We start from the raw sequence: 20,806 nt of genomic DNA on the forward strand, positions 1-20,806 counted from the left end.
AAAACAAAATCGTCTTTGATAGAATTTTAGCTTGTGGGAAAATATATGCTTCGGATAATCTTCTGCCCTTTGAAAAAAAGGATGGATTTTATTTGATTTTAGAGATTTTCTTCAATTTGATTTATCATCCAATCGTAGATATCACAGAATTTCTCGAAATTTTCTTCTCTCGAAAGACCTGTAAGCGGTGTATTTGATGAAGTATCTGTTTTTTCCATGTTAAAGGCAAATCCATCTATTTCATTAAATCGTTTGAGAAGATCTATCCTGTTTTTCTGGTCATCAAACGGGGGATATTTCTGAAGGTTGTAAAACACGATTCTGAGATACTTAGGCTCAAGTTCGAAGAATTTGTAAGTGTCAGCATTTACTGAAGTAAAACCAAGATTGACCGAACCAACCTTTGCTCCTTTTCCATACTGAATCCAGTAACCCTTATCCTCGCACCAGTCAAGCAGTCTGGCTGTGGCAGATGCAGACCCGGCGTAATCCCTTTCGCGAATCTGGTCGAGAAGCATCTCCCTGTTCCATTCTTTTTTATTCTCAGCCTTCAGATCAGTAGCCTTCATTGTTCTTCCGACAACACGCGAAATAAGCGTTTTAAGATTTTGTCCGGTGTATTGCTTGACCTCCATTACCAAAACTTCTGTACTGACCATCTGTTCATTTAAATATTCTATAATTCTCTGGAGTTCGGAAGGGATCTCATCTGCGATAAAGAGAAGTCGGATATTGCTGTTTTTTAGATTATTTTCAACAATGTTCCAGTAATCTTCGATTTCTCTCTCTTTATCAAGAAATCTGGCAAGATGGGAAACAGGATCAATATTTTTTTCGGAGCATGTGTCTTCATAATCCATTCTAATTTACCCAATATCGCAGTTAGTGACTGAATTGGAAGCATATTCAAGCATCTGTCCGATAACTTCCCTTCGGATTCTTGTATCAGTGCTTCTTTTTACTTCGATAAATGTGGGGATTCCATCCTGATCTAAAAAGAAATGATCTATTGACCATCTATTGCTCCCGTTTTTCTTATCGCTTATCCCCATCTCTCTTTTTACCAAAATCCAGCGTCTTGGAGAATCGGGATCAATCTGGGATCCAGAGATGAGATTGGGATAGTCTTCAAGAAGTGATTGTAAAAGATCCTTTGAATCGTATTTTTCTTCTTTCATCTCCAGAAAGCTCTTGTCTTCTTGTAAAAGAAATATTTCACCCCTCATAATAGAGTTTTTATATTTTGCTGATAATTTGTTTTTGGTTCGAAGATGTCAATCGGTCCCTTGTCGCATATTCTGAAACATCCGGTATTGTTGACGTACACTTCTCCGTCAACGTCTATTTCATCTATCTCTTCAACGAATTTTATTAGGATGTCAACTCCTTTCTGTGAGTGGCAATATACTTTCTGCTGGCCGTTAGACCTTGAACTTAAACATACAAAGATGTGGTTTTTCGGATCAGTTATATATGAATAAATATCTCTGCTAAACCTGTTAAAATTTAAAAATCTCGCATAAGAATTGTTACTGTCATACTTATAAAATCAGCAAAAATGTTGAAAAAAAAATTATTCCTGTAATAGGGACATGATAGGGTATTAATCGAATATTCATGCCTAAATTTTCATAGTCATAATTTAAACGCGACTTTGTCAGGTCAGTACCTTTCTGATCTCATCTAAAGGTGCATCTGTTTTTATTCCTGTACCTGCATAGTGAACCCTAGAAGCACGGTATCCTGCATCTTTTAAGCGCTCAATTACAGTATCGATTGCAACCGGTGATACTTTCCAGTAGCGGCTTAGGACATGGTAGTCATAAAATGTGGATGTCTCAAGCTCGTTTCTGCAGGTGTTAAGGAGCTTTTCAATTTTTGGAGCTGTTCCAAACATTGGTTCTGATTCCGTTTTTGACTGGTTAATTTTAGTAAGCATTTCATCTATTATATCAGTCCTGCTTACAGCTCCAAGCCACAGCGGGCCTGCGGCAGTCAATTTTTCTCCGCATTCCGGGCAGGTATGTGTCTCTGCCAAAAGACCCTTCTGCTCTGTTCTATACGGGCATTTTTTGCACTGGTGAATATAGCCTATGCTTGAAATTGCCTTGTCAGCCTTTCCTGCCCCATATGAGAGCTTTAGATATATTCTTACAAAATGCTCGCGGGCAAATGAGAACAAAGGCTCAACACCCCTGTCATACTTGACAATCTCCCTTACTGCATAACCAAGAAGTATCCTAAGACCCATCTCGCTGTGGTATTCGTTGTTTATGGGTCGTGCAAAATATCTTCTTATGCCGGCCTTTAAGTGTGAACCACAAAGCGGTGCAGTGTCTGTCGCTGTTATGAAAAGATATTTTTTTGCACATCCGGCCGCGGCGTTTAAAAAAGGTGCAGGTGTTCCGAAGGGATCGATATCAACAGCATCAAAACGTCTCTCATGCATTATTGCATTTGCATCGCGGTTTGTAATCTCAAGTACCGGTGCATAAGTGTCACGGTTGTATTCAAGAAGAGGAATTGCCCCTGAGCTTTTGTCATTGACCGTTGCATTAATCCCGCATTCGTTAAAGACGCGGATTCCACGAACACCTGTTGCACTCATTGCATCAAGGTAGCTTTCGGCATCAAGGCATTTTAGCATTAAAATGGTTGTATCCCTGTTCAGCTCCATTCTCTTATTGAAGAAGACAGGCGCACCTGAGGGCGGAAAATTCAGGTTTTCATCCATTTCCGGCGCTAAAAATTTGGTTTTGCCCTCTTTTACTTCAACAAGCTTCATCTGGTAAATTATTACACCGCATCAAAAATAGACATTTGTTTTTATCTGTTAATCGCGGCAACTTTTCATGACTGAAATGAAAAAGGTATTGTAATAATTTTTTTTCAGATTTGCAGATATTCACATGATTTTTTAGATGAAAGTTACTTTGTAACTTACATGAAACTGTTGCCTGAAATATAATTCCATGAACGCTTTTTCTGCAGATATTTAGGAAATCTTATAGCTTATCCTGTACAATTTATATTAGCACAAATGAAACCTGAGGGCTTGTGGCCTAGCCTGGATATGGCGTTAGCCTCCTAAGCTAAAAGTCGGGGGTTCGAATCCCCCCAAGCCCGTTTTAAATTTTCATTTTTTTGGTTTTTCTTAAGCTTATTTTGAATCAGTTTTCCAAAAGAATAATTCAGTTTAAAAAAAGATATTCTTTATAGATGCTGAAAAAAGGATATCTGGATATTACACGCCCTGTCAATTCAGTTGTTGCAGGTTTCGCCGTAATACTTGGAATAATTATTGCAAAAGGGCTTGTACCTGCAGAATCACTCATAATGATCCCTGTTGTAGCTTTAATTACCGCCGCCGGAAATACAATAAATGACTATTACGACAGGGAAATTGATGCTGTAAACAGGCCTGAGAGGCCAATTCCAAAAGGTCTTGTAACACCTAAAGGAGCTTTAATATTTAGTGCCGCGCTTTTCATTTTGGGAATATTCTTAAGCATCTTTATAAATGTCTTATGCCTTGCAATTGCAGTTTTTAACTCTTTGATTCTCGTATATTATGCAAAAAAGTTAAAGATGATGCCTTTTATTGGAAACGTTGCCGTATCATATCTTTCAGCGTCAGTTTTTTTATTTGGCGGCGCTTTCTTTGGTCTGGAAGGTCTTTATCAGAATGCTGTTGTTTTTGCAATAACATTTTTTGCTATGCTTTCACGTGAGCTTTTAAAGGATGCGGAAGACATCGAAGGTGACATGAAAGGAGGTGCAAAAACCCTTCCAATCATAATCGGAGTTAAAAAAACAGGATTTTTAAGTTTTATACTGGCTCTTACAGGAGTAATTATCAGTCTGTTACCTCTCCTTCGTTTCTGGGGTGTATATTACCTCTCATTAATCATCATAGCAGACGCTGTTATCCTTTATGCGGCATTAAAAGGCATTAAAGCAGAGGATTCAGAATCATTAAAAAATTCCGGTGCAACATCGGTTCTTAAAAAAGGCATGTTTCTTGCACTTGTGATTTTTCTGATTTCCGCAGTCTTTTTTGGATAATACTTATATTGTATGCGCCTGAATCTCATTTAGCAATGAAATTATACAGAGACGGGGACACTTTCATAGCCCCTAAAGGCTCTTATTTTGAAGGCAATGTTAAAATAAATGGCAATTTTATCGTTCCTCCATGTACTCATTTCTGGGGTCACCTGGCAGTTGACGGAAACCTGGAGTTGGGCCCGCACTCATCAGTAAGGTATAAAGTAACCTGCCGGAATGCAGTTATTGGTTCAGACGTTAAAATTGGAGGGGATGTCAATGTCGAAGGTGATATTACGGTATGTGATAATGCAAAAATGCCTCTTATCAATGCCGGGGGAGATGTAATCCTTCGTCCCGGTGTTGAAACAGGTGATGTGAAAAGCAGTGGAACAATCTACATATTTGGAAAAGTCAAATCAGGAAAACTTCTTGGAAGACAGGTAAAAGTGCTTAGAAATCCTGCAGACGAATATAGAGGAGATTACGCAGTAAAACAGGATGTCATTTCCGAATCTGAAGAATCCGGCTTTTCATTTGAAAAAACACAGGAAGAATACCAACAGGAAGATTACTGAATCTAAGAATTAGTCTAAAAAGTGTAAATATTTTTAAAAATATTTTAAAATTGGGTTTTAAGTTCATTTAAGGCCATTATCGCCTCTTTTTGAAAAAATAAAAGCATTTATAAAGCTTTTTTTTCAATATAAATTTTCATTATCAATCTTTCAGTTTTATCCCTGGATTTCTTCTTCAATTCCAAGAACTGCAACGTCCATTAAATCATGCCAGTTTAAAAGAGTCTCAACACAGCCGTCTTTTAGGGTAACAACTCCCATCCCAACCAGATTGATTTTGTCAAGAAGTTCAAGCCCTTCTCTTACCTCAACAATGCATCCAACTCCGATAACCGCTTCAGGCTTGTATTTTTTAACCATTCGCTTAATCAGTGTTGAACCAGGCGCAATCCATATCTTATAGCCCATCTTTTCAAGCACATCAATGTGGGCGCCAATCTCGCATCTTCCACAGCGCCGGCAGATAAGACCTTCAGGAGTCAGATTTGCAGGACAGGCGGAATTTCTAAGGCACTGTGGCAGAAAAATGGCCCGTTTCTCAGGCAAAACATTTGAAAATGCCGTCTGGTTCATTGTATTGTGAAGATTAATAGAAAAAGCAGTAAGCTCTTTGTCATCAAGACCAAAAAACTTGCAGATTCCCTTGGCCATTCCTTCTGTCATGACAATTCCTGACTTTACAAGACTAGGAAAATAAAAACGGCCTTTTTTAATTGAATAAAATGATATCCCTACAACAATCAGTGAGAAAAGAAAAAAGCCGATAACTAAGATTATCGCAATCTCGCCGATTGTAAAAATGAGTTGCTCCCAGATATTTTCAGATATCATTTTTGTCAGAGATAGATTGTGTGCTGTGCAGTTAAATATCTCTTGATTAAGGCATCTTAAGATTTTCATCAAAAGAAGGCCTTATAATTCCTCTTTCGGTAATTATTGCAGTTATAAGCTCAAGAGGAGTCGGGTCAAAAGCATAGTTTAAAGTATCAACACAATCCGGCATCAACTGTTTATTTCCGCAGAAAGCAAGTTCGTTTCGGTTTCTGATTTCAATTTCAATCTCATTTTCTCTGTGCTCTTTGTCAAACGTCGACGAAGGAGCGGCAACGAAGAATGGAATATTGTGATATTTCGCGCAGACTGCATGCATATATGTTCCAATTTTGTTAAATACGGCATCCTGTGTAATTCTGTCAGCGCCGACAATAACTGCATCAATTTCACCTTTTCGCATAAGAAATGCGGCAGAAGAGTCTGGAATTGTCTTTACAGGAATATTATCCCTGGAAAGTTCCCATGCAGTAAGTCTTGAACCCTGATTTAAAGGTCTTGTCTCACATGAGATTACAGATACATCTTTTCCCATTGCAACTGCTGAACGAATTACACCCAGTGCTGTTCCCCAAGTGTAGCAGGCAAGGGCTCCTGCATTACAGTGTGTCAAAACCGTGCATTTATCCGGCAGAAGTTCTGCTCCAAAATCTCCTATCTGCCGGCACATTTTTTCATCCTCTTCTGCTATGCTGACAGCCTCGGATAGTGCATTCTCTCTTGCCTCTTCCGGGCTTTTTGCATTCTGAATCGATTGTAAAACCCGTTTTATTCCCCATGAAAGATTAATTGCAGTAGGTCTTGTTCTTGAAAGGTAATCTCCATCATCAAAAACCAGTTTTAAAAAACCGTCCATGTTTTTGTCGTCATGAATGAATGTTGACAATGAAACGCCAAATGCTCCTGCAACCCCGAGTGCAGGCGCACCTCTGACCTCCAGATTTTTTATCGCTTTTGCAAGCCTTTCTATGCTGTCACACGAGATTATTTTATATTCTGCAGGAAGAAGAGTCTGTTCAACAAACTTTATGCAGTTGTTGTCAAAATCCCAAAAGATTGTCTTTTCGCTCATAAAAATCAAAAATATAATGTTTTAGCAGTTTCAATTACAGGATATTTATTCTCTTTTAAATAAATTAATCAGTCAGGTTCTGGTTAATTTTTGATTGCATCCGAAAATGCCTTCATGGCCGCCGCACCGCCCTGCATAACACTGTCCGGAATATCTTTTGGAGATACAGCCGCTCCTGCAACGTAAATTCCCGGTCTTATTGTTCCAACCGGGTTTATTTTCATATTCTCCTGAGAGAAAAATCCTGATTCGTCCTTTTCTATTCCAAGAATTTTAGCTGTCTCATCAGAATTTTTGGCAGGCTCCATTCCAACCGACAAAACAACAAGACCCGGATTAAGCGTTAAAAGAGCTCTTGTTTCTGTATTTTCAACAGTAAGCTGTATAGTATTGTCTGGCCCTGCAATTATCTCTCCGGGAAGTCCCCTTATGAAATTGATTCCCAAATCCTGTGCCCTCTGGTAATATTCCTCATAGCCTTTTCCATATGCACGAATATCCATGTAGAGCATGAAAATGTCTAAATCCTTGTTCTTTTCTTTTAGAAGGATTGCATTTTTGATTGCAAACATACAGCATACACATGAACAATATGGCCTGTCTATTGTAATGTCACGTGAACCAACACACTGAACAAATACAATTGAATCAGGCTTTTCTCCATCAGAAAGCCTTCTTGGAATACCTCCCGTAGGTCCGCTTGCACAGATTAGCCTTTCAAACTCAAGACTTGTTATTACATCCGGAATCCTAAGATAATTGAGATTTCTCTTTTTTTGTGCATCAAATATCTCAAAGCCTGTTGCAACAATAATGCTTGAAACATCAAGTGTAAACTCATGCTCAAAATCCTCATCTGTATGTAAAACAGCCTCCGGTCCGCACACGTCATAACAAAGTCCGCACTCGATGCAGTGTTCTGCATCGCGGATTGTAACATTTGGAACAATCTGCGGGTGCGGTTTGTAAATCGCTTTTCTGACACCCACACCTGCATCATATTTGTTGTATACCTCAACAGGACAGACTTCCATGCAGTCTCCACAGCCGTTGCATTTTGTTTCGCTTACATAACGCGGGTGTTTTACAAGACTTAGCGTGAAATTTCCAACATCGCCTGTTACACCTTTAACTTCAGTCAGAGTGTAGAGTGTGATATTTGGGTTTCTCTCAGCGTCTACCATCTTTGGTGATAAAATGCACATTGAACAATCGTTTGTCGGAAAAGTCTTGTCAAGCTGCGACATGTGCCCGCCGATTGAGGGCTCTCTTTCTATTAAGTGCACTTTGACGCCATGATTTGCTATGTCAAGCGCCGCCTGAATACCTGCAACTCCGGCACCTATTACTGCAACTTCACCCATTTGCATACTCCTTTGCAAGATCTATATATATCTCCGCATTTTTTACAATGCTTTGTTTTTGTTCGTCACTTAATTCACGAACAACTTTTCCCGGGACTCCCATTACAAGAGATCCTGGAGGAATTACTTTATTTTCAGTTATAACAGAACCTGCGGCAATAATTGAATCCTCACCTATGACAGCCCCGTTTAGGACTATAGCACCCATTCCGACAAGTACGCGGTCTTTTATTGTACAGCCGTGAACAACTGCTCCATGCCCTATTGTTACGTATTTTCCAATATTTACAGGATGGCAGGATGATTCATGAACTACACAGTTGTCCTGAACATTTGAGCCTTTACCTATTGTTATCTCATCCCTGTCTGCCCTAAGCACTGCGCCGAACCAGATGCCGGTATCCTGTCCCAGATTTACCTTCCCTACTATTTTTGCATTGTCTGCTATGAAAGTGGCATTGCCCGGAGGGATGTTACTGCTCATAATACTTACAGGTTGTACTTATATTTCAAAAAAACTTTGTGAACGTATCCAACAGGAATTGTTTGCAGAAGAGACAATTGTAATAATTATAGTATTGGTTGATTACCTATAAATCCGGGCAGACATTATTTTAAGTTACCACTATATTTCAGACAAATTTTTTATGAGCAATTCTTTGGATCGGAATCTTTCTGGATATAAATAAACAACAATCAGGCATTTAAAAGCGACTAATGCATAATCTGCATCTTAACAACTATTTTTGGCCTAAAGATGTAATTCTTCGACACCTTTTATTCCCTGACAAATCTCTGAAATTATCAAAAGTGTATTAAAAAAATACATTAAGTCAGGCAGTCATAGAGATATACTCAGATGAAAGTAATGGTCGGGGGCACATTCGATCCCCTTCACGACGGACACAAAAAATTGCTGGAGCGCTCCTTTGAAATAGCCGGAGATTTGGGACTTGTAACAATAGGTCTTTCGGGAGATAAATTTGCAAACAGAAAAAACCACCCAATAAGGCCTTTTTTGGAGAGAAGAAATGATCTCTTTGAATATCTTAAGTCGAAAAATTACAGCACAAAATGGGAGATAGAAGAGCTTTCAGACAGATTTGGCTCAACACTTGAGAAGGATTTTGATGCGATAGTTGTAAGCGAGGAGACTTTCCCGACAGCTGTTGAGATAAACAAATTAAGAAAAGAAAAGAAGATGAAAAAAGTGGATATTCACCAGATAACATGCGTCCTTGCCGCTGACGGAAGATGGATATCAAGCACAAGAATCTGGAAAGGTGAAATTGATGTCCATGGAAGCCTTTTAAAATCCAAAAATAATGAATAATTTTTAATCATTCAATTTAAATCATTTATTTGCTTAAGAAGACGTCCCGGAAAAATTAGGTTTGGAAACTTTTTTTCTGTGTAAATATTCTGAAATTTAGATATGGATTGTTTAAAAACCCGGATTTCGAATTAAAAAAAATTAGATGATGAATTAATCTAACCAATATCCGTCAGACAAAATTCATTCAGACAATATACTCAACAAAATCCGAAGTGATAATATTGTCGCAGTACAGGCAGTGGAGTGTTTCATCAACTACCTCAAACTTAGTCTCAATTGGTTCATTTGAGTTTGTTATACAGCCAGGATTTGGGCATTTGACAACTCCTGTTAAAACATCCGGAATTTCAACACCTACTTTTTCAACAACTCTGTAGTTTCTGATGATATTTATTGTTGCATTAGGAGATATAAGCGCAATTTTGTTGACTTCTCCTTTTGAAAGTTCCCTGTCTGAAATTTTCACAATATCCTTTTTGGTTCCGGTTGTATTGCTAAGCACATTTGTTGCAATTGAAAGTGACTCTTCAGTAGAGCCCGTTATTCCAAGGATCTTTAAAACAGTCAGTGCTTCTCCGGCTTTTATATGATCAATCACAGTTCCGTTCTGAATCGGGCTTATCAAAAGTCCGTTTTCCGGTCTTTTCTTACTTTCTTTCAAAGCATCACATCCTCAAGCATTGCCATTCTCACTGGAATCCCATTCTCCGCCTGCCTGAAATACTTTGCATTTGGAAGAGAGTCAACTTCAGGGTCAATTTCTCCTGCACGGGGAAGAGGGTGCAGAAGAATAAGATTTGAGCGTGTATTTTCAAGAGTCTCAGCTGTGATTCTGTATGAATGTGCAACCTTTGAATAGCTTGCAGAATCCGGAAACCTCTCGCGCTGAATTCGAGTTGCATACAAAACATCCAGTTCATCGATAACATCCTCAATATTTGTATGCTCAATTATAGGTGTATCGCGGTCTTTAAGCTCTTTTGCAAGCCCCTGTGGCATCTCAAGTCCTTTTGGAGCAATTGTGTGAATCCTTACGTTGTAGTTTGAAAGTGCATATGACAGAGAGTGCGCTGTTCTTCCATACCTTAGATCGCCCAAAAGGCCGACATCAATGTCATCTATTGGCATATTTTCCTTGATTGTATAAAGGTCAAGAAGAGTCTGTGAAGGATGCTGTCCTGCACCGTCTCCTGCGTTTATCACAGGAACAGTTGAAAAATCCGATGCAAGACGTGCCGCACCCTCCTTTGGATGGCGAAGGACTATTGCATCGACATAACTGCTTACTACACGAATTGTATCTGCAAGAGTCTCTCCTTTTGAAATAGAGCTTCCCTCAACGCTGTCAACTGTTATAGCATCGCCTCCAAGCCGCGATAATGCAGATGCAAAAGACATTTTTGTTCTGGTGCTTGGTTCAAAAAATAAAAGAGCGACAAGTTTTCCTGACAATGTCCGCTTATAGCTTCCAAGACTCTGGATTTTTTCTGCCTTGTCCAGCAAAGCGTCAATGTCATCCCTTTCAAAGTCCCTGATGGATATTATGTGATGCATATGACTGCCTAAATGTTATCTGTGCTATGTAATGAAAAAACTGATCTGATGCTGTCAGAAAAAATAAAAACCCGGATGAAAAAAATCATATTTCAGTCTGACATTATCTTCTTCTTTTCACAATAAATATGGCCATTACAATAAAAACAAGGATTATTGCGTCAATTATCAAAATATCCTTCAAAGAAACTCCGGATATTTTAGTATTTTCATCTGTTTTTATATCACTATCCAAAAAAGCGGATGTCTGTTTCTGCTCCGAAAAAAGATAATTCCCTGTTTCAGACAGCTTGGAATTATCAAATTCAGAATTATTTTCATCAGTTTTCAAATCATCATATGACTGATTATCATTATATTCAGAATTTTTGTATTCCGATATTTTATCACCTGAGTTTTTTGCAATTGCAAAAAGGGAAAAGCCGGGACTTTGGGCGGTATAAGTAATCATGCCGTTTTTTGTGGTCACAGGAACTGTAAAAAGAGCAGTCCATCCGTTTTCTTTAGAATTAGTATATTTATTGGTGTTTTTAGAATTAGTCCCGGTATTGTTGAAGGTATTGTTATAGTGGAATAGAGAAACATCACGCGGGGAAATATTGTTTTTCTGAACCCAGATAACAGGAAGGTCAAATGTAATCTGACAATCTTTTATTGTCACATATCCTGCAGGAACAAGTTCGATGTATTCATAAACAACAGATGAAGGAGGTACAACTCCACTGCCAGGTGACTGCTTCTTTAGTCCTGTAACAACCAGACTGGAAATTCCTGTACCGGTTGCCTCAATTTTAGTAATATGAGAATCTCCGCCAACATTAACCTCCCTTTTTAATACAGGAAGCTCGGTAGGTTTTTGTGTAAAATCCCTGTCAGAACCGGACTTTGCCGGTGCAGATATACTGTCAAGAGCTACTAAGCCAAATGCACAAAGTCCGTCTGGTGAAACTGCCTTAAAATATACTTTTTGACCATCGTAAGAGACATAACTGGTTTTTAGAATATGTGCCGTTCCATCATCAGCATATCTTAATATCCGGATTTTCTTTTCAATTTCATATTTTTTTTCTGTGATGTATGAACCGGCATCAGAAACTTCTGATGGACTTTTGCCAAGATGTCTGATAACCCAGTCGGCACTAACTGCCATATTTATTACAGCACTATCTGCGTTTACAAAATTTTCTTTTAAAATATCAGTTAAATAAGCGATATCATAAACAATCAGACCGTTATCTGATGCAGTTTTCACGAATGCATATTTTATTGCCTCAGGTGTTCTTTGGAGGATATTTTGCTGTATTAATGCATTTTCAGGATAGGGCGAATCAAAATTCAAAGTAATTGAAAACTCGATTGCTCCAGTATCACCTGAAAGATGTGCTGATAGTGGTTTTGTTGTTGCAGTAATATTTATGATACTGGCAGTGATTGCCGATGATGTATTGACTGCATTATCAGTATTATAGATGATACTCTCCCATCCGTTTAAACCCTGACCTGTCAGAGTAATAACATCTCCCAAATCTGACATTGTGACAATAGTGCCGTTTGACTCTGCCAGAGATTTGTCGATTATTACAACATCTGCGCTAATCACTGTTCCGTTGATTTTAAAGGTGCAGTTTTTAGATACCGTAGGAATTCTCACTTCTTTTGAGAGGGTGTCTGAAAGACCAAAAGAATTTGTAACCGTAAGAACTGCTTCATAATATCCTGATTCTTCGTAAGTATGTTCTGGGTTTTCATCTGTTGATATTTCCCCGTCGCCAAACGACCATTCCCACCCTGTAATTTGTATTCCTGAAGAATTGTCGCTGAATAAAATTTTGTATGAATCGCCGAAGGGGATTGCAGAGTAATCAAAATCTGCCTGTGGGCCTTCTGATAGTTCCTCCATCAAAAGTGCATCAGCCCTTCCATAGCCAAATATATTGTCCCGTCCTGAATCTCCAAGATCAATTGCTGAATAGTAAAGAGCAGTTCTCACCTGTTCTGCTGAAAAATCCGGATGTGCGCCCCAAATCTGTGCGGCAACAGCTGCAATATGGGGTGCAGAAGCACTTGTTCCACTAAAAGGATTAGAAAAGCCTCCTGCACCGGTTATGCTTACATTATCAACACCGGTAATATCCGGCTTTGGCCTAATCTCATCTTCAGGCCAGGAAATAGTGCTTGGTCCGTGAGAGGAGTACGGCTCTATTGTCTCAGGAGTTATCCAGTCAACTGCGGCAACCGTGACCACATCACAGACCGCACCATGTCCATATACAGAGTCTCGTGCAACAATGTTATTATTGTAAACCGTGGTTTCGCCCCGCGGATAGATGAAAATTTCAAGGATTTTTGCATCTCCACTTATCTTCTGAACATCAATTATACCGGTGACTGAAGAAGAACCAGTGTTGGTGTAGGTTATGTATTCTATTGGATCCTGTGTTCCATTCTGGAAATTAGCAGAAATTGCCAAATCTCCTGGAGATGAGTCGGAAAGGTATAAATCATAGTCATTTTCGGAATTGCCGAATTTATCATTCCATTCAAGTACAACCCAGACGCCTGAGCCTGAAGGTATGTTCACATACAGGGATTTTCTATCTTCACTTGTTCCACTGCTAAAATCATGAAAGTTATCCCCTCTTTCATAAAAATCTCCCTGATAATGCCTTTCTGCTACATTCGTTGCTGAAGTGACATAAATCAGCTCATTTTCTGATAAAAGTTCTGCAACATGGCTTGCGATTATTCCATCCTCAAAGAAAGGTTCAGTTAACCAGTTAATATCATCACAGATTATTGTGCATCCATTTGAGAACAAAGAATCAATTGCCTGATTGAACTCTAAAGTACTGCTTCCACAGTCATGAAAGAAAAGTCTGGCATACGGAACCATGTCATGAACTATTTCAAGCATTGCTGTGCCTTCATCACCCCCCATAGTATTTCTCAGGACTCCGACATCTGCAGGAATATCCCCGCTTGCTATTGAAGAATTAATATTGTCAACTCCGTCTGAGATGATTCCGATATTTAGCCCTTCGCCATAATACCCATAATCCAGACGTACATCTTCGGTTTTGTGGACAAAGTCTCCTTCAGTAGTTACAAGACCTGTATTGATGTTTGGCGCGATGACTTCACTAACACTTCTGACGCCTCTTAATCCAGCAATATCCATAAGATTTTCAGCATTTACCCATGCTACAGCAAGATTGTTTTCTTCATCACGGTTTGTAACTTCAATCACATGAGAATCTATTATTTCAGTTGAAAACTTTGGATATGTATGAACATATACATGCAAAGGACTGTTTGCAGAAGATAGAGAGTTTTTTTGTGCACTGCTTTTAAGTGTTCTTAAGGAAGGCTCAGCGGGCTGATTTTTTGTTATGAGATTATCTGGATGTAGATTACTGTATGACTGGTTAACTTTTGAGAGTAGTTGTGTGGATAATTTTTTCTGGGTTTCGTTAAATGAATTTTTATCAACATCAGCCTGTGATGTATCGTATTTTATTTGATTGTCCGGAATAACAACAGAGATGTCTTCAACAGAATTTTTGTAAGAACTGGTAACTCCGCCTGTTTTTAGTTTTTCATCAGCAGAAAAAAGCATTTTTAATTCTGAATCCGGGTTATCAATATTCTGCAGATTTGACAGAATCAATGCAGAATGTTGCTTTGCAAATTCCAATAATCTAAAAGAATCTGAGAAATAATCACCATTTTTTAAATAATCAAAGTATTTTTTCTCTTCATATGCGTTATTGTATGAATTATTATCATCCGGATTATTCTTCTTAAAACAATCCGGATTTGCAAAAATACCAAAATTTACTAAATTTGCATGAAAAACCAGACAGCATACAAAAAATATGACAAACAATATTTTTTTAATATCTTCCAACAGCAGTTCCTCTTTTGATTATTAAAATATGAATCATGCATAGGTTATGCCTGAATCATGCAGGAAATTATGTACACAGTTTTGAATTTTAATGATTTAACATTAGTTATGTGAATATTGAATGAATCCGTTATCAAATCCTAAAAAAAAAAAAAATTTTAATTCTATGTAAAAATCAGTCTGTTTTTATAACAGCACATTCTTTTTTCTGATTTTCAATAAAAATTGCTATAATAAGCGCTGCTATTGAAACAGGAAGTGCAATCACAATTGGATTTACTACTCCCCAGGGCATTGGAAGAACAGAATTAACTCCAAAAATTGCATTCGATAATCCAAGAACTGACGACTCCTTTACATGAACAAATGCCGTCCACAAAAACCACGAACAGGCGCCTGTTATGATACTTATCTTTGCTGCATAAAGTGATGGCTTTTTGGAATAAATTGCATGTGTAAATGCCGGAATAAACGCCGCCGCACAAAGTCCCATGAAAATCACAGTTGCCCTTGCAATTATATTTTCCGGAAGAACATATGCAACAACAGTGCTTGCCGCAATCATCAGAAGCGTTCCAGCCTGTATTGCTTTCATCGAAGGCTTGTTGCTTTTTGTTCGTGGATTTAAATCATATCCGATTGTTGTTCCCATCGTATGGAATAAAGAACTAAGAGTAGACATTGCCGCCGCAAGCAGTGCAAGCATAAATACAATAATGAAAGCATCAGGCATTGCAGAGTTGATGAAAAGCGGAATTATACTATCAACGTTTCCTCCGGCGGCATCAACTGCAAGCTGACCGCTTTCTCTCATAAACCATACATTTGTCAAAGGTCCGACTGTGAATGCAACACCTGTCATGACAAGTACAAACGGACCACCGACCATTACTGCACGGTGAATAGAACGATTGTCCTTTACAGTCATGAATCTGACTGCAAGCTGTGGCTGTGCAAGAACACCTATTCCCACTCCCAGAACCATTGTTGTAATCATCGTAAGCCAGATTGGAGATAAAAATTCTGGCATTGACGCCCAGCCGGTCATTCCTGAGGCCAAAAGCGCTTCCGGTACAAGTGAAGACATTGAATCAAGTGCAGTGTTAGCCGCATTCACTCCGCCAAGATAGACATATGTAAGCACTAAAAGGATAGTCATTCCGACAAACATGATTGCACCCTGAAGAGCATCAGTATACATAACGGCAATAAGTCCTCCGGCAACAACATAAACTGCTACAACTGCGGCAAATGCCAAAAGAGCAGTGTCATATGGAATTGAGAGTGTTGTTTCAATAAATCTTGCACCGCCGATTAAAATTGCGGCTGTGTATATCGGCATGCTTACAATTATAATAAGAGCCGAAATTTTTCGAATGAAATGTGAATTATAGCATTTTCCCAGGAGATCCGGATATGTAACAGCGCCGGTCTTCTGTCCGAGAGTTCTTGTTTTTTTGCCGTATATGACAAATGCAATCAAAACGCCGACACCGATGCAGAGGACTGTAAGCCACACAAGACCCATTCCAAGCTGGGCGGCAATTCCTCCGAAACCAACAATTGCAGAGGTGCTGATAAATGTGGCGCCGTATGAAAGGGCAAGAACAAGAGGATTTATTCTTCTTCCGGCAACAAGGAAATCATCACTTCCCTTTGTTTTTTTGTATCCGAGATAACCTAAGAAGATCACAGCTGCCAGATAAACAACCGTAATTATGGAAAAAGACAGCGTATCAACTGTCATCTTTATCCTCCTCATTCAAACCGTTTTTCCAGTTGATTATGCCGTACGCTATACATGCTGCTGTCAGAAGAAATGACAACAGATAACCTGCCCATATGCCAGGATCAGTAATACCAAACATAGTAAAAACCTCACGGTATTTGAGAATTATGACCAAAATACAGGGACTATCGGTTTTTTATTTTATCCGATAGTCCTATCTAAAGAAGAAAAAGAAAAAAAAGCCAAAGAAAAATGAATTATTAAAGCAGAGGGATGAAAAACCCGGACTACTGTAATTAATGATATCTCTGGCCATATTCTAAATACCTAAGTTAATATTTGATCAAATTCTATTTAAAGATGATTCTGTATATATAATTAAGAGAAATTAGGATAAAGCAAAAATAGCAGAAAGCCTTTTTTTTAAAATTTTTGATTAAATTGTCAGAGTGAATAGTATGAGTAAAAATGAGATGCTTGGAAAAGGAAGAACAGAAGCTTTAACTGACGGAATATTTGCTATTGCACTTACTCTTGGTGTTTTGTCAATAGATATCTCAAAACTTCCCAAACCTTCAAATGGCAGTGATATGTATTTTTCTCTTATTTCTTTTCTGCCGCAGATACTCTATTATGCAATTGCATTTTTTATCCTTATATCATTCTGGATTGCGCACCACCGGATTATGGAAAAAGTAAGGTATGTGGATTCTGTCTTTAACTGGATTAATGTAGCAGTCCTTTTCTTTGTTGCTCTTGTTCCGTTTACAACCGATCTTATGGGATATTATGACGAATACCCCCTGGCAGTAGAGGCATTTTCTGCAAACCTTTTGATAATCGGTGTTTTGCAGATGGCAGGATGGCTGTATATCACATCCAAAAAGGAGCTTTTAAAAGAGGATACTGATTCTGAAGTAATTCTTGAATACAGTCTTAGAAGCCTTTCATGCCCGGCTGTGGCAGTTATTGTAATTATTTATGCCTATTTTGTCAGCCCTTCTCATGCAGCATATTTCTTCTTCCTTATCCCGGTATTTAAAATTCTGACAAAAAAAGCGTTCTCCGGGAGAAAAATTAAAAACCAAAATTAAAAACCAAAATTAAAAACCAAAATTAAAAACCAAAATTAAAAACCAAAATTAAAAACCAAAATTAAAAACCAAAATTAAAAACCAAAATTAAAAACCAAAATTAAAAACCAAAATTAAAAGCCAAAATTAAAAACCAAAATTAAAAACCAAAATTAAAAACCAAAATTAAAAACCAAAATTAAAAAATGCATTTTTTTTTATTTTCTGCAGATTGTTATATAGCCTGTATGGCAGACACGTGTTGATGGTCTTGTGCCTCTCTCAGTCCTTGAAATTTCCCTTTCGATAAGCTCGTGGCAGACAACCTCTGAAAAAAGCCCTTCTGCCGCATCCATTACGCAGAATGTCTGCTCAAGAAAAGGAGTATATGTAGAGAGATATCCTCCGGATTTCAAAAGACTGTGTGCATGAAGGACATGCTCTTTTTCAATCTGCATATCCAGATGCACTATATCATAAAGACCCTCAGCCTGAAGAATATCGCCGGCGATTACTTCAACGTTTAAAAGCCCTGCATCCTCAATATTTTTTTTGCAGACTGCCGAAAATTCCTCTCTTTTTTCATAGGAGACGACCTTTTCTGCAATATTTCCAAAATATATCGTGGCAACAGCACTTCCGGTTCCTGCCTCCAAAACCACGTCTTTTTTGTTCATTCCTGTGTATGCAATGACCATTCCAATATCTTTTGGAGGCATTGGAGCACCTGTTCGTTTGGCATAAGAATAGTAGTCAACCGGCCTTGGAACAATGACTTTAAATGGCTTATTCAGATGAGTATAAATAATATCTCCTGAATTCATCCCGATTAACTCAGAAAGTTTAATTATTCCCTTATCGGTTGAAAGCTCTTTATCATGAGCTCTCACAAAAAATTCACGCTTCTCTCCTGAGAGAAGTACCCTTTCGTTTTCTGAAATCATAAAAGTGTTTTATTCTGAAAGTTTCAGAATTGCCTCAGCAATATCACCGTTTGTCTCTTTTAGAGCCAAAAGTGCTTCATCTTCTGAAACTGATGCCTGCTCTGCAACCATTTTTACGTCATCTTCAGGAATTTCTACATCTGCCGGCTCAAAAACAGGTGTTCCCTGAACCTGATATGTAGTAGTTCCCTGCATTGTTGTAATAATAAACTCTGCATCTTCAAAGACGTAATTTCCATTTTTTGTATAGACAACAACCCGCTCGACATCTTCTACTTCTTCCATCTTCATGCCAAGCTTTTTCATCATCTGTTTCATCTGTTTTGGGTTTACTCCCGGAATCATATCTAATCAACTTCCTTTTCTAATTTGTACTGCTACACCGTAATTAAATGCAGACATTTCTTCTGCTGATAAAAGTGCACTTCCTGTAGCTAAAAGAGCGCCTTTTTCATCGCAGACTAAAACTTCATCTCCTGCCCGAATTTGATTATCGGCAAAAATAACATGTTTTGCCATTGCATTTTTGCCCTGCGAGATAAATTCTTTCACCTCGTCTTTGATAACAACCCTGTAAGCAGGCGCAGGCAGGCAGTCAAAAAGGCGCTTTGCGCCTTCATTGCTTAAGGTCAGCCTGCCATCGTTTGCCCTTATTGTTGCAATCCTTTCTTTTCCAAGCATTACATATCTGATTCTTTTGGTAGATGAGAGTTTAAACTCACATTCCTCAGGAAAAAGACTGTTGCCTGTTTCTCTTCCAAACTGGTAATCAGCAATTACCCTGACACGTCTAAGATGACTGTTCTTTAAGGATTCTGTTGACACTTTCTGCAAACCCCTCTTCTGCACTTCTGGATATATATGCACCCGCAGCTATCTTATGCCCTCCGCCTGCACCGCCAACTTTTTCGGATGCCTCCAAAAGGGCCGCCTGTAGATCAACTCCGGCTGAAACCATTCTTTCATTTGTTCTCATTGAAATTTTTACAAGTTCAGGATCGTCCGGGAGATAACAGAGTATCATTATCGGAAGCTTCCAGTTTAGCTTTGAAAGCGCCATTCCTGCACCTATCCCAACGATTGTATCGGGAAACCTGTCACCGATATGAAGATACTGAAGATGACTTAGTTCTTCTACACCTGTATCCAGAATATATTCCATCATCTCGCGAATCACAGAACGATGATGCCTTAACATATTTTCAGCTTCCCTGTATGCATCTCCCCTGTCGCCGCAACACACGCTGCTTCCGGTCTTTGGCTTTACCCATCTTCCGCATGCATTAAGCATTGTTGCAAATTCTGATGCGTTTCGAAGCGGTGTGTATTTTTTCTCATCTGGAAATATGTAATGCTCGGCTTTTAGCCTTTCAACAGGCTCTCCTGCATCGTAAAGGCGAAGGGCAAGGCGTCCGATAATTGCTCTTCTCTCCTCCGATGATAAATCCTCCCATACACGCCATTTGCCATTTCTCTTTCGTAAATCAATCCCTGCATCACGTTCAATAAGTTTTTGTGCGTTTTGTGGATTATTTGTAATTCCGGAAACGAATGGATCATCAGAGAAGGAAAGACAAAGGTGAAGAGGCCTTGTTGAAATTCCATAGCAGTTCAGATCGTCTTTTACAACCTCGACATTGCCGCATAAAACTCCGTCATCTACAATCTCTCTTGCAGGGCCGATAAGTCCCCTGTGCTCTCTTGCCATCATATCGCCAACATTTCCAATAACGGCAAGCTTTGCAAGATCTGTGTTGTAGTCATCAGTCTCCTTTGCAACCAGATATCCTGTACCGGCGGCGGAGAGCTTTTCATAACCGTATTTAAGCCCGTTTACCTGCATATATGGTGTGTTAGTATCCTGTGTTATGTGATGATCAATTATTAAGACCTCTTTTTCCAAAAGTCCTCTTTCTTCCAAAAGATTCTGTTGGCCGGCTCCCAGATCAATAAAGATTTTTAAACTGTCGTCATCGGGAACGTATTTCATGGTCATAGGTTCAAGTTGTCTTACAAAAACAGAATTTATCTGTATTCCGCATCTTGAAACTGCCTGGCGCATGATTGCTTCGCTTGTAATGCCGTCAGCGTCTATATGGGATATTATTGTGACCTTTTCGGCATCTTTTATAACTTCTGCGGCCTCAGAAATTTCCTGATTAAAACCCATCTGTATAAATATGGAATCTGAATACAGAAAAATAATGACATACAATCACCATATCCTACATCAATTATGCATACATCTTAATGATAAAAGAAGAAAATAAAAATCAAACAAAACAGAAAGTAGAAAATCGGCATCAAAATCAGCTGAAACATTAAGCAGGAACAATCTGTATCAAAATCAGCGAAAGATAAGTATCCAGAA

The 20,806-nt window shown here is 38.7% G+C and carries 20 protein-coding genes and 1 tRNA gene; 5 read left to right on the forward strand and 16 right to left on the reverse strand.

All coding sequences use genetic code 11. The annotated features are described in order from the left end of the window. Positions 1–98 precede the first annotated feature (98 nt). The 3 genes from L1994_RS03505 to L1994_RS03515 form a co-directional block, all read right to left on the reverse strand. A complete protein-coding gene (locus L1994_RS03505; protein WP_278100305.1) occupies positions 99–860 on the reverse strand; it encodes a hypothetical protein in 762 nt (253 codons plus the stop codon). 6 nt (positions 861–866) lie between these two features. Further along, entirely contained in the window at positions 867–1,178 is a 312-nt protein-coding gene (locus tag L1994_RS03510; protein ID WP_278100306.1) for a hypothetical protein, read from the reverse strand. A gap of 479 nt (positions 1,179–1,657) precedes the next feature. Then, positions 1,658–2,785: a tRNA (guanine(10)-N(2))-dimethyltransferase gene (locus L1994_RS03515; protein ID WP_278100307.1), complete on the reverse strand. Its 1,128-nt coding sequence runs from the start codon at positions 2,783–2,785 to the stop codon at positions 1,658–1,660. Between the two features lie 266 nt (positions 2,786–3,051). On the opposite strand from L1994_RS03515, the gene L1994_RS03520 reads away from it, so the two are divergent. The 3 genes from L1994_RS03520 to L1994_RS03530 all read left to right on the forward strand — a co-directional run bounded on the left by L1994_RS03520 (position 3,052) and on the right by L1994_RS03530 (position 4,625). Next, a tRNA-Arg gene (locus L1994_RS03520) sits at positions 3,052–3,126 on the forward strand. A gap of 93 nt (positions 3,127–3,219) precedes the next feature. Beyond that, on the forward strand, positions 3,220–4,065 hold the full coding sequence (locus tag L1994_RS03525) for a geranylgeranylglycerol-phosphate geranylgeranyltransferase (protein WP_278100308.1): 846 nt from the start codon (positions 3,220–3,222) through the stop codon (positions 4,063–4,065). A 35-nt stretch (positions 4,066–4,100) separates the two neighbouring features. After that, a complete protein-coding gene (locus L1994_RS03530) occupies positions 4,101–4,625 on the forward strand; it encodes a bactofilin family protein (protein ID WP_278100309.1) in 525 nt (174 codons plus the stop codon). 156 nt (positions 4,626–4,781) lie between these two features. Here L1994_RS03530 and L1994_RS03535 read toward each other — a convergent pair whose 3' ends face one another. From L1994_RS03535 to L1994_RS03550, 4 genes are all read right to left on the reverse strand, one after another. After that, positions 4,782–5,456, reverse strand: coding sequence for a DUF116 domain-containing protein (locus L1994_RS03535; protein WP_278100310.1), 675 nt, complete (start codon positions 5,454–5,456; stop codon positions 4,782–4,784). A 46-nt stretch (positions 5,457–5,502) separates the two neighbouring features. Then, positions 5,503–6,528, reverse strand: a complete 1,026-nt coding sequence (gene mtnA, locus L1994_RS03540; protein WP_278100311.1) for an S-methyl-5-thioribose-1-phosphate isomerase — start codon at positions 6,526–6,528, stop codon at positions 5,503–5,505. A gap of 83 nt (positions 6,529–6,611) precedes the next feature. After that, entirely contained in the window at positions 6,612–7,892 is a 1,281-nt protein-coding gene (locus L1994_RS03545; protein ID WP_278100312.1) for a CoB--CoM heterodisulfide reductase iron-sulfur subunit A family protein, read from the reverse strand. Then, positions 7,885–8,376, reverse strand: a complete 492-nt coding sequence (locus L1994_RS03550) for a gamma carbonic anhydrase family protein (protein ID WP_278100313.1) — start codon at positions 8,374–8,376, stop codon at positions 7,885–7,887. Before L1994_RS03550 ends, L1994_RS03545 begins: the two co-directional genes overlap by 8 nt. Before the next feature lie 375 nt (positions 8,377–8,751). On the opposite strand from L1994_RS03550, the gene L1994_RS03555 reads away from it, so the two are divergent. Further along, a complete protein-coding gene (locus L1994_RS03555; RefSeq protein ID WP_278100314.1) occupies positions 8,752–9,225 on the forward strand; it encodes a phosphopantetheine adenylyltransferase in 474 nt (157 codons plus the stop codon). Positions 9,226–9,412: 187 nt separating this feature from the next. On the opposite strand, the gene pyrI is transcribed toward L1994_RS03555, so the two are convergent. The 5 genes from pyrI to L1994_RS03580 all read right to left on the reverse strand — a co-directional run bounded on the left by pyrI (position 9,413) and on the right by L1994_RS03580 (position 16,557). Further along, positions 9,413–9,889 (reverse strand): aspartate carbamoyltransferase regulatory subunit, encoded by a 477-nt coding sequence (pyrI, locus tag L1994_RS03560; RefSeq protein WP_278100315.1) that lies wholly within the window; start codon positions 9,887–9,889, stop codon positions 9,413–9,415. Further along, positions 9,886–10,782, reverse strand: coding sequence for an aspartate carbamoyltransferase (pyrB, locus tag L1994_RS03565; protein ID WP_278100316.1), 897 nt, complete (start codon positions 10,780–10,782; stop codon positions 9,886–9,888). The genes pyrI and pyrB overlap by 4 nt, the downstream gene beginning before the upstream one ends. A gap of 103 nt (positions 10,783–10,885) precedes the next feature. After that, entirely contained in the window at positions 10,886–14,689 is a 3,804-nt protein-coding gene (locus tag L1994_RS03570) for a S8 family serine peptidase (RefSeq protein WP_278100317.1), read from the reverse strand. A gap of 175 nt (positions 14,690–14,864) precedes the next feature. Further along, entirely contained in the window at positions 14,865–16,436 is a 1,572-nt protein-coding gene (locus L1994_RS03575) for a sodium:solute symporter family protein (protein ID WP_278100318.1), read from the reverse strand. Beyond that, on the reverse strand, positions 16,426–16,557 hold the full coding sequence (locus L1994_RS03580) for a symporter small accessory protein (RefSeq protein WP_278100319.1): 132 nt from the start codon (positions 16,555–16,557) through the stop codon (positions 16,426–16,428). The genes L1994_RS03575 and L1994_RS03580 overlap by 11 nt, the downstream gene beginning before the upstream one ends. A gap of 319 nt (positions 16,558–16,876) precedes the next feature. Between L1994_RS03580 and L1994_RS03585 the strand changes: the two genes are divergently transcribed. Further along, on the forward strand, positions 16,877–17,512 hold the full coding sequence (locus L1994_RS03585; protein WP_278100320.1) for a TMEM175 family protein: 636 nt from the start codon (positions 16,877–16,879) through the stop codon (positions 17,510–17,512). A gap of 197 nt (positions 17,513–17,709) precedes the next feature. Here L1994_RS03585 and L1994_RS03590 read toward each other — a convergent pair whose 3' ends face one another. Genes L1994_RS03590 through recJ form a run of 4 tightly spaced genes read right to left on the reverse strand, consistent with a single transcriptional unit; the run spans position 17,710 to position 20,605 of the window. Further along, a complete protein-coding gene (locus tag L1994_RS03590) occupies positions 17,710–18,435 on the reverse strand; it encodes an rRNA adenine N-6-methyltransferase family protein (protein WP_278100321.1) in 726 nt (241 codons plus the stop codon). A gap of 9 nt (positions 18,436–18,444) precedes the next feature. After that, on the reverse strand, positions 18,445–18,780 hold the full coding sequence (locus L1994_RS03595) for a nascent polypeptide-associated complex protein (RefSeq protein WP_278100322.1): 336 nt from the start codon (positions 18,778–18,780) through the stop codon (positions 18,445–18,447). Positions 18,781–18,786: 6 nt separating this feature from the next. After that, entirely contained in the window at positions 18,787–19,260 is a 474-nt protein-coding gene (locus L1994_RS03600; protein WP_278100323.1) for a PUA domain-containing protein, read from the reverse strand. Then, positions 19,226–20,605 carry a RecJ family nuclease gene (gene recJ, locus L1994_RS03605; RefSeq protein WP_278100324.1) on the reverse strand — a complete coding sequence of 460 codons (1,380 nt, stop codon included), beginning with the start codon at positions 20,603–20,605 and terminating at the stop codon, positions 19,226–19,228. The genes L1994_RS03600 and recJ overlap by 35 nt, the downstream gene beginning before the upstream one ends. Between the last annotated feature and the right edge of the window lie 201 nt (positions 20,606–20,806).

Source organism: Methanomicrobium antiquum, from assembly GCF_029633915.1.
Classification (GTDB): domain Archaea; phylum Halobacteriota; class Methanomicrobia; order Methanomicrobiales; family Methanomicrobiaceae; genus Methanomicrobium; species Methanomicrobium antiquum.

What these genes read in the sequence shown, in the direction of transcription:
- L1994_RS03535 (WP_278100310.1), bottom strand. Translation starts at nt 5,456, where the DNA reads ATGATATCTGAAAATATCTGGGAGCAACTCATTTTTACAATCGGCGAG.
- recJ (WP_278100324.1), bottom strand. Translation starts at nt 20,605, where the DNA reads ATGGGTTTTAATCAGGAAATTTCTGAGGCCGCAGAAGTTATAAAAGAT.
- L1994_RS03515 (WP_278100307.1), bottom strand. Translation starts at nt 2,785, where the DNA reads ATGAAGCTTGTTGAAGTAAAAGAGGGCAAAACCAAATTTTTAGCGCCG.
- L1994_RS03595 (WP_278100322.1), bottom strand. Translation starts at nt 18,780, where the DNA reads ATGATTCCGGGAGTAAACCCAAAACAGATGAAACAGATGATGAAAAAG.
- L1994_RS03550 (WP_278100313.1), bottom strand. Translation starts at nt 8,376, where the DNA reads ATGAGCAGTAACATCCCTCCGGGCAATGCCACTTTCATAGCAGACAAT.
- L1994_RS03545 (WP_278100312.1), bottom strand. Translation starts at nt 7,892, where the DNA reads ATGGGTGAAGTTGCAGTAATAGGTGCCGGAGTTGCAGGTATTCAGGCG.
- L1994_RS03575 (WP_278100318.1), bottom strand. Translation starts at nt 16,436, where the DNA reads ATGACAGTTGATACGCTGTCTTTTTCCATAATTACGGTTGTTTATCTG.
- L1994_RS03555 (WP_278100314.1), top strand. Translation starts at nt 8,752, where the DNA reads ATGAAAGTAATGGTCGGGGGCACATTCGATCCCCTTCACGACGGACAC.
- L1994_RS03530 (WP_278100309.1), top strand. Translation starts at nt 4,101, where the DNA reads ATGAAATTATACAGAGACGGGGACACTTTCATAGCCCCTAAAGGCTCT.
- pyrB (WP_278100316.1), bottom strand. Translation starts at nt 10,782, where the DNA reads ATGCATCACATAATATCCATCAGGGACTTTGAAAGGGATGACATTGAC.
- L1994_RS03525 (WP_278100308.1), top strand. Translation starts at nt 3,220, where the DNA reads ATGCTGAAAAAAGGATATCTGGATATTACACGCCCTGTCAATTCAGTT.
- mtnA (WP_278100311.1), bottom strand. Translation starts at nt 6,528, where the DNA reads ATGAGCGAAAAGACAATCTTTTGGGATTTTGACAACAACTGCATAAAG.
- L1994_RS03585 (WP_278100320.1), top strand. Translation starts at nt 16,877, where the DNA reads ATGAGTAAAAATGAGATGCTTGGAAAAGGAAGAACAGAAGCTTTAACT.
- L1994_RS03590 (WP_278100321.1), bottom strand. Translation starts at nt 18,435, where the DNA reads ATGATTTCAGAAAACGAAAGGGTACTTCTCTCAGGAGAGAAGCGTGAA.
- L1994_RS03580 (WP_278100319.1), bottom strand. Translation starts at nt 16,557, where the DNA reads ATGTTTGGTATTACTGATCCTGGCATATGGGCAGGTTATCTGTTGTCA.
- L1994_RS03510 (WP_278100306.1), bottom strand. Translation starts at nt 1,178, where the DNA reads ATGAAAGAAGAAAAATACGATTCAAAGGATCTTTTACAATCACTTCTT.
- L1994_RS03505 (WP_278100305.1), bottom strand. Translation starts at nt 860, where the DNA reads ATGGATTATGAAGACACATGCTCCGAAAAAAATATTGATCCTGTTTCC.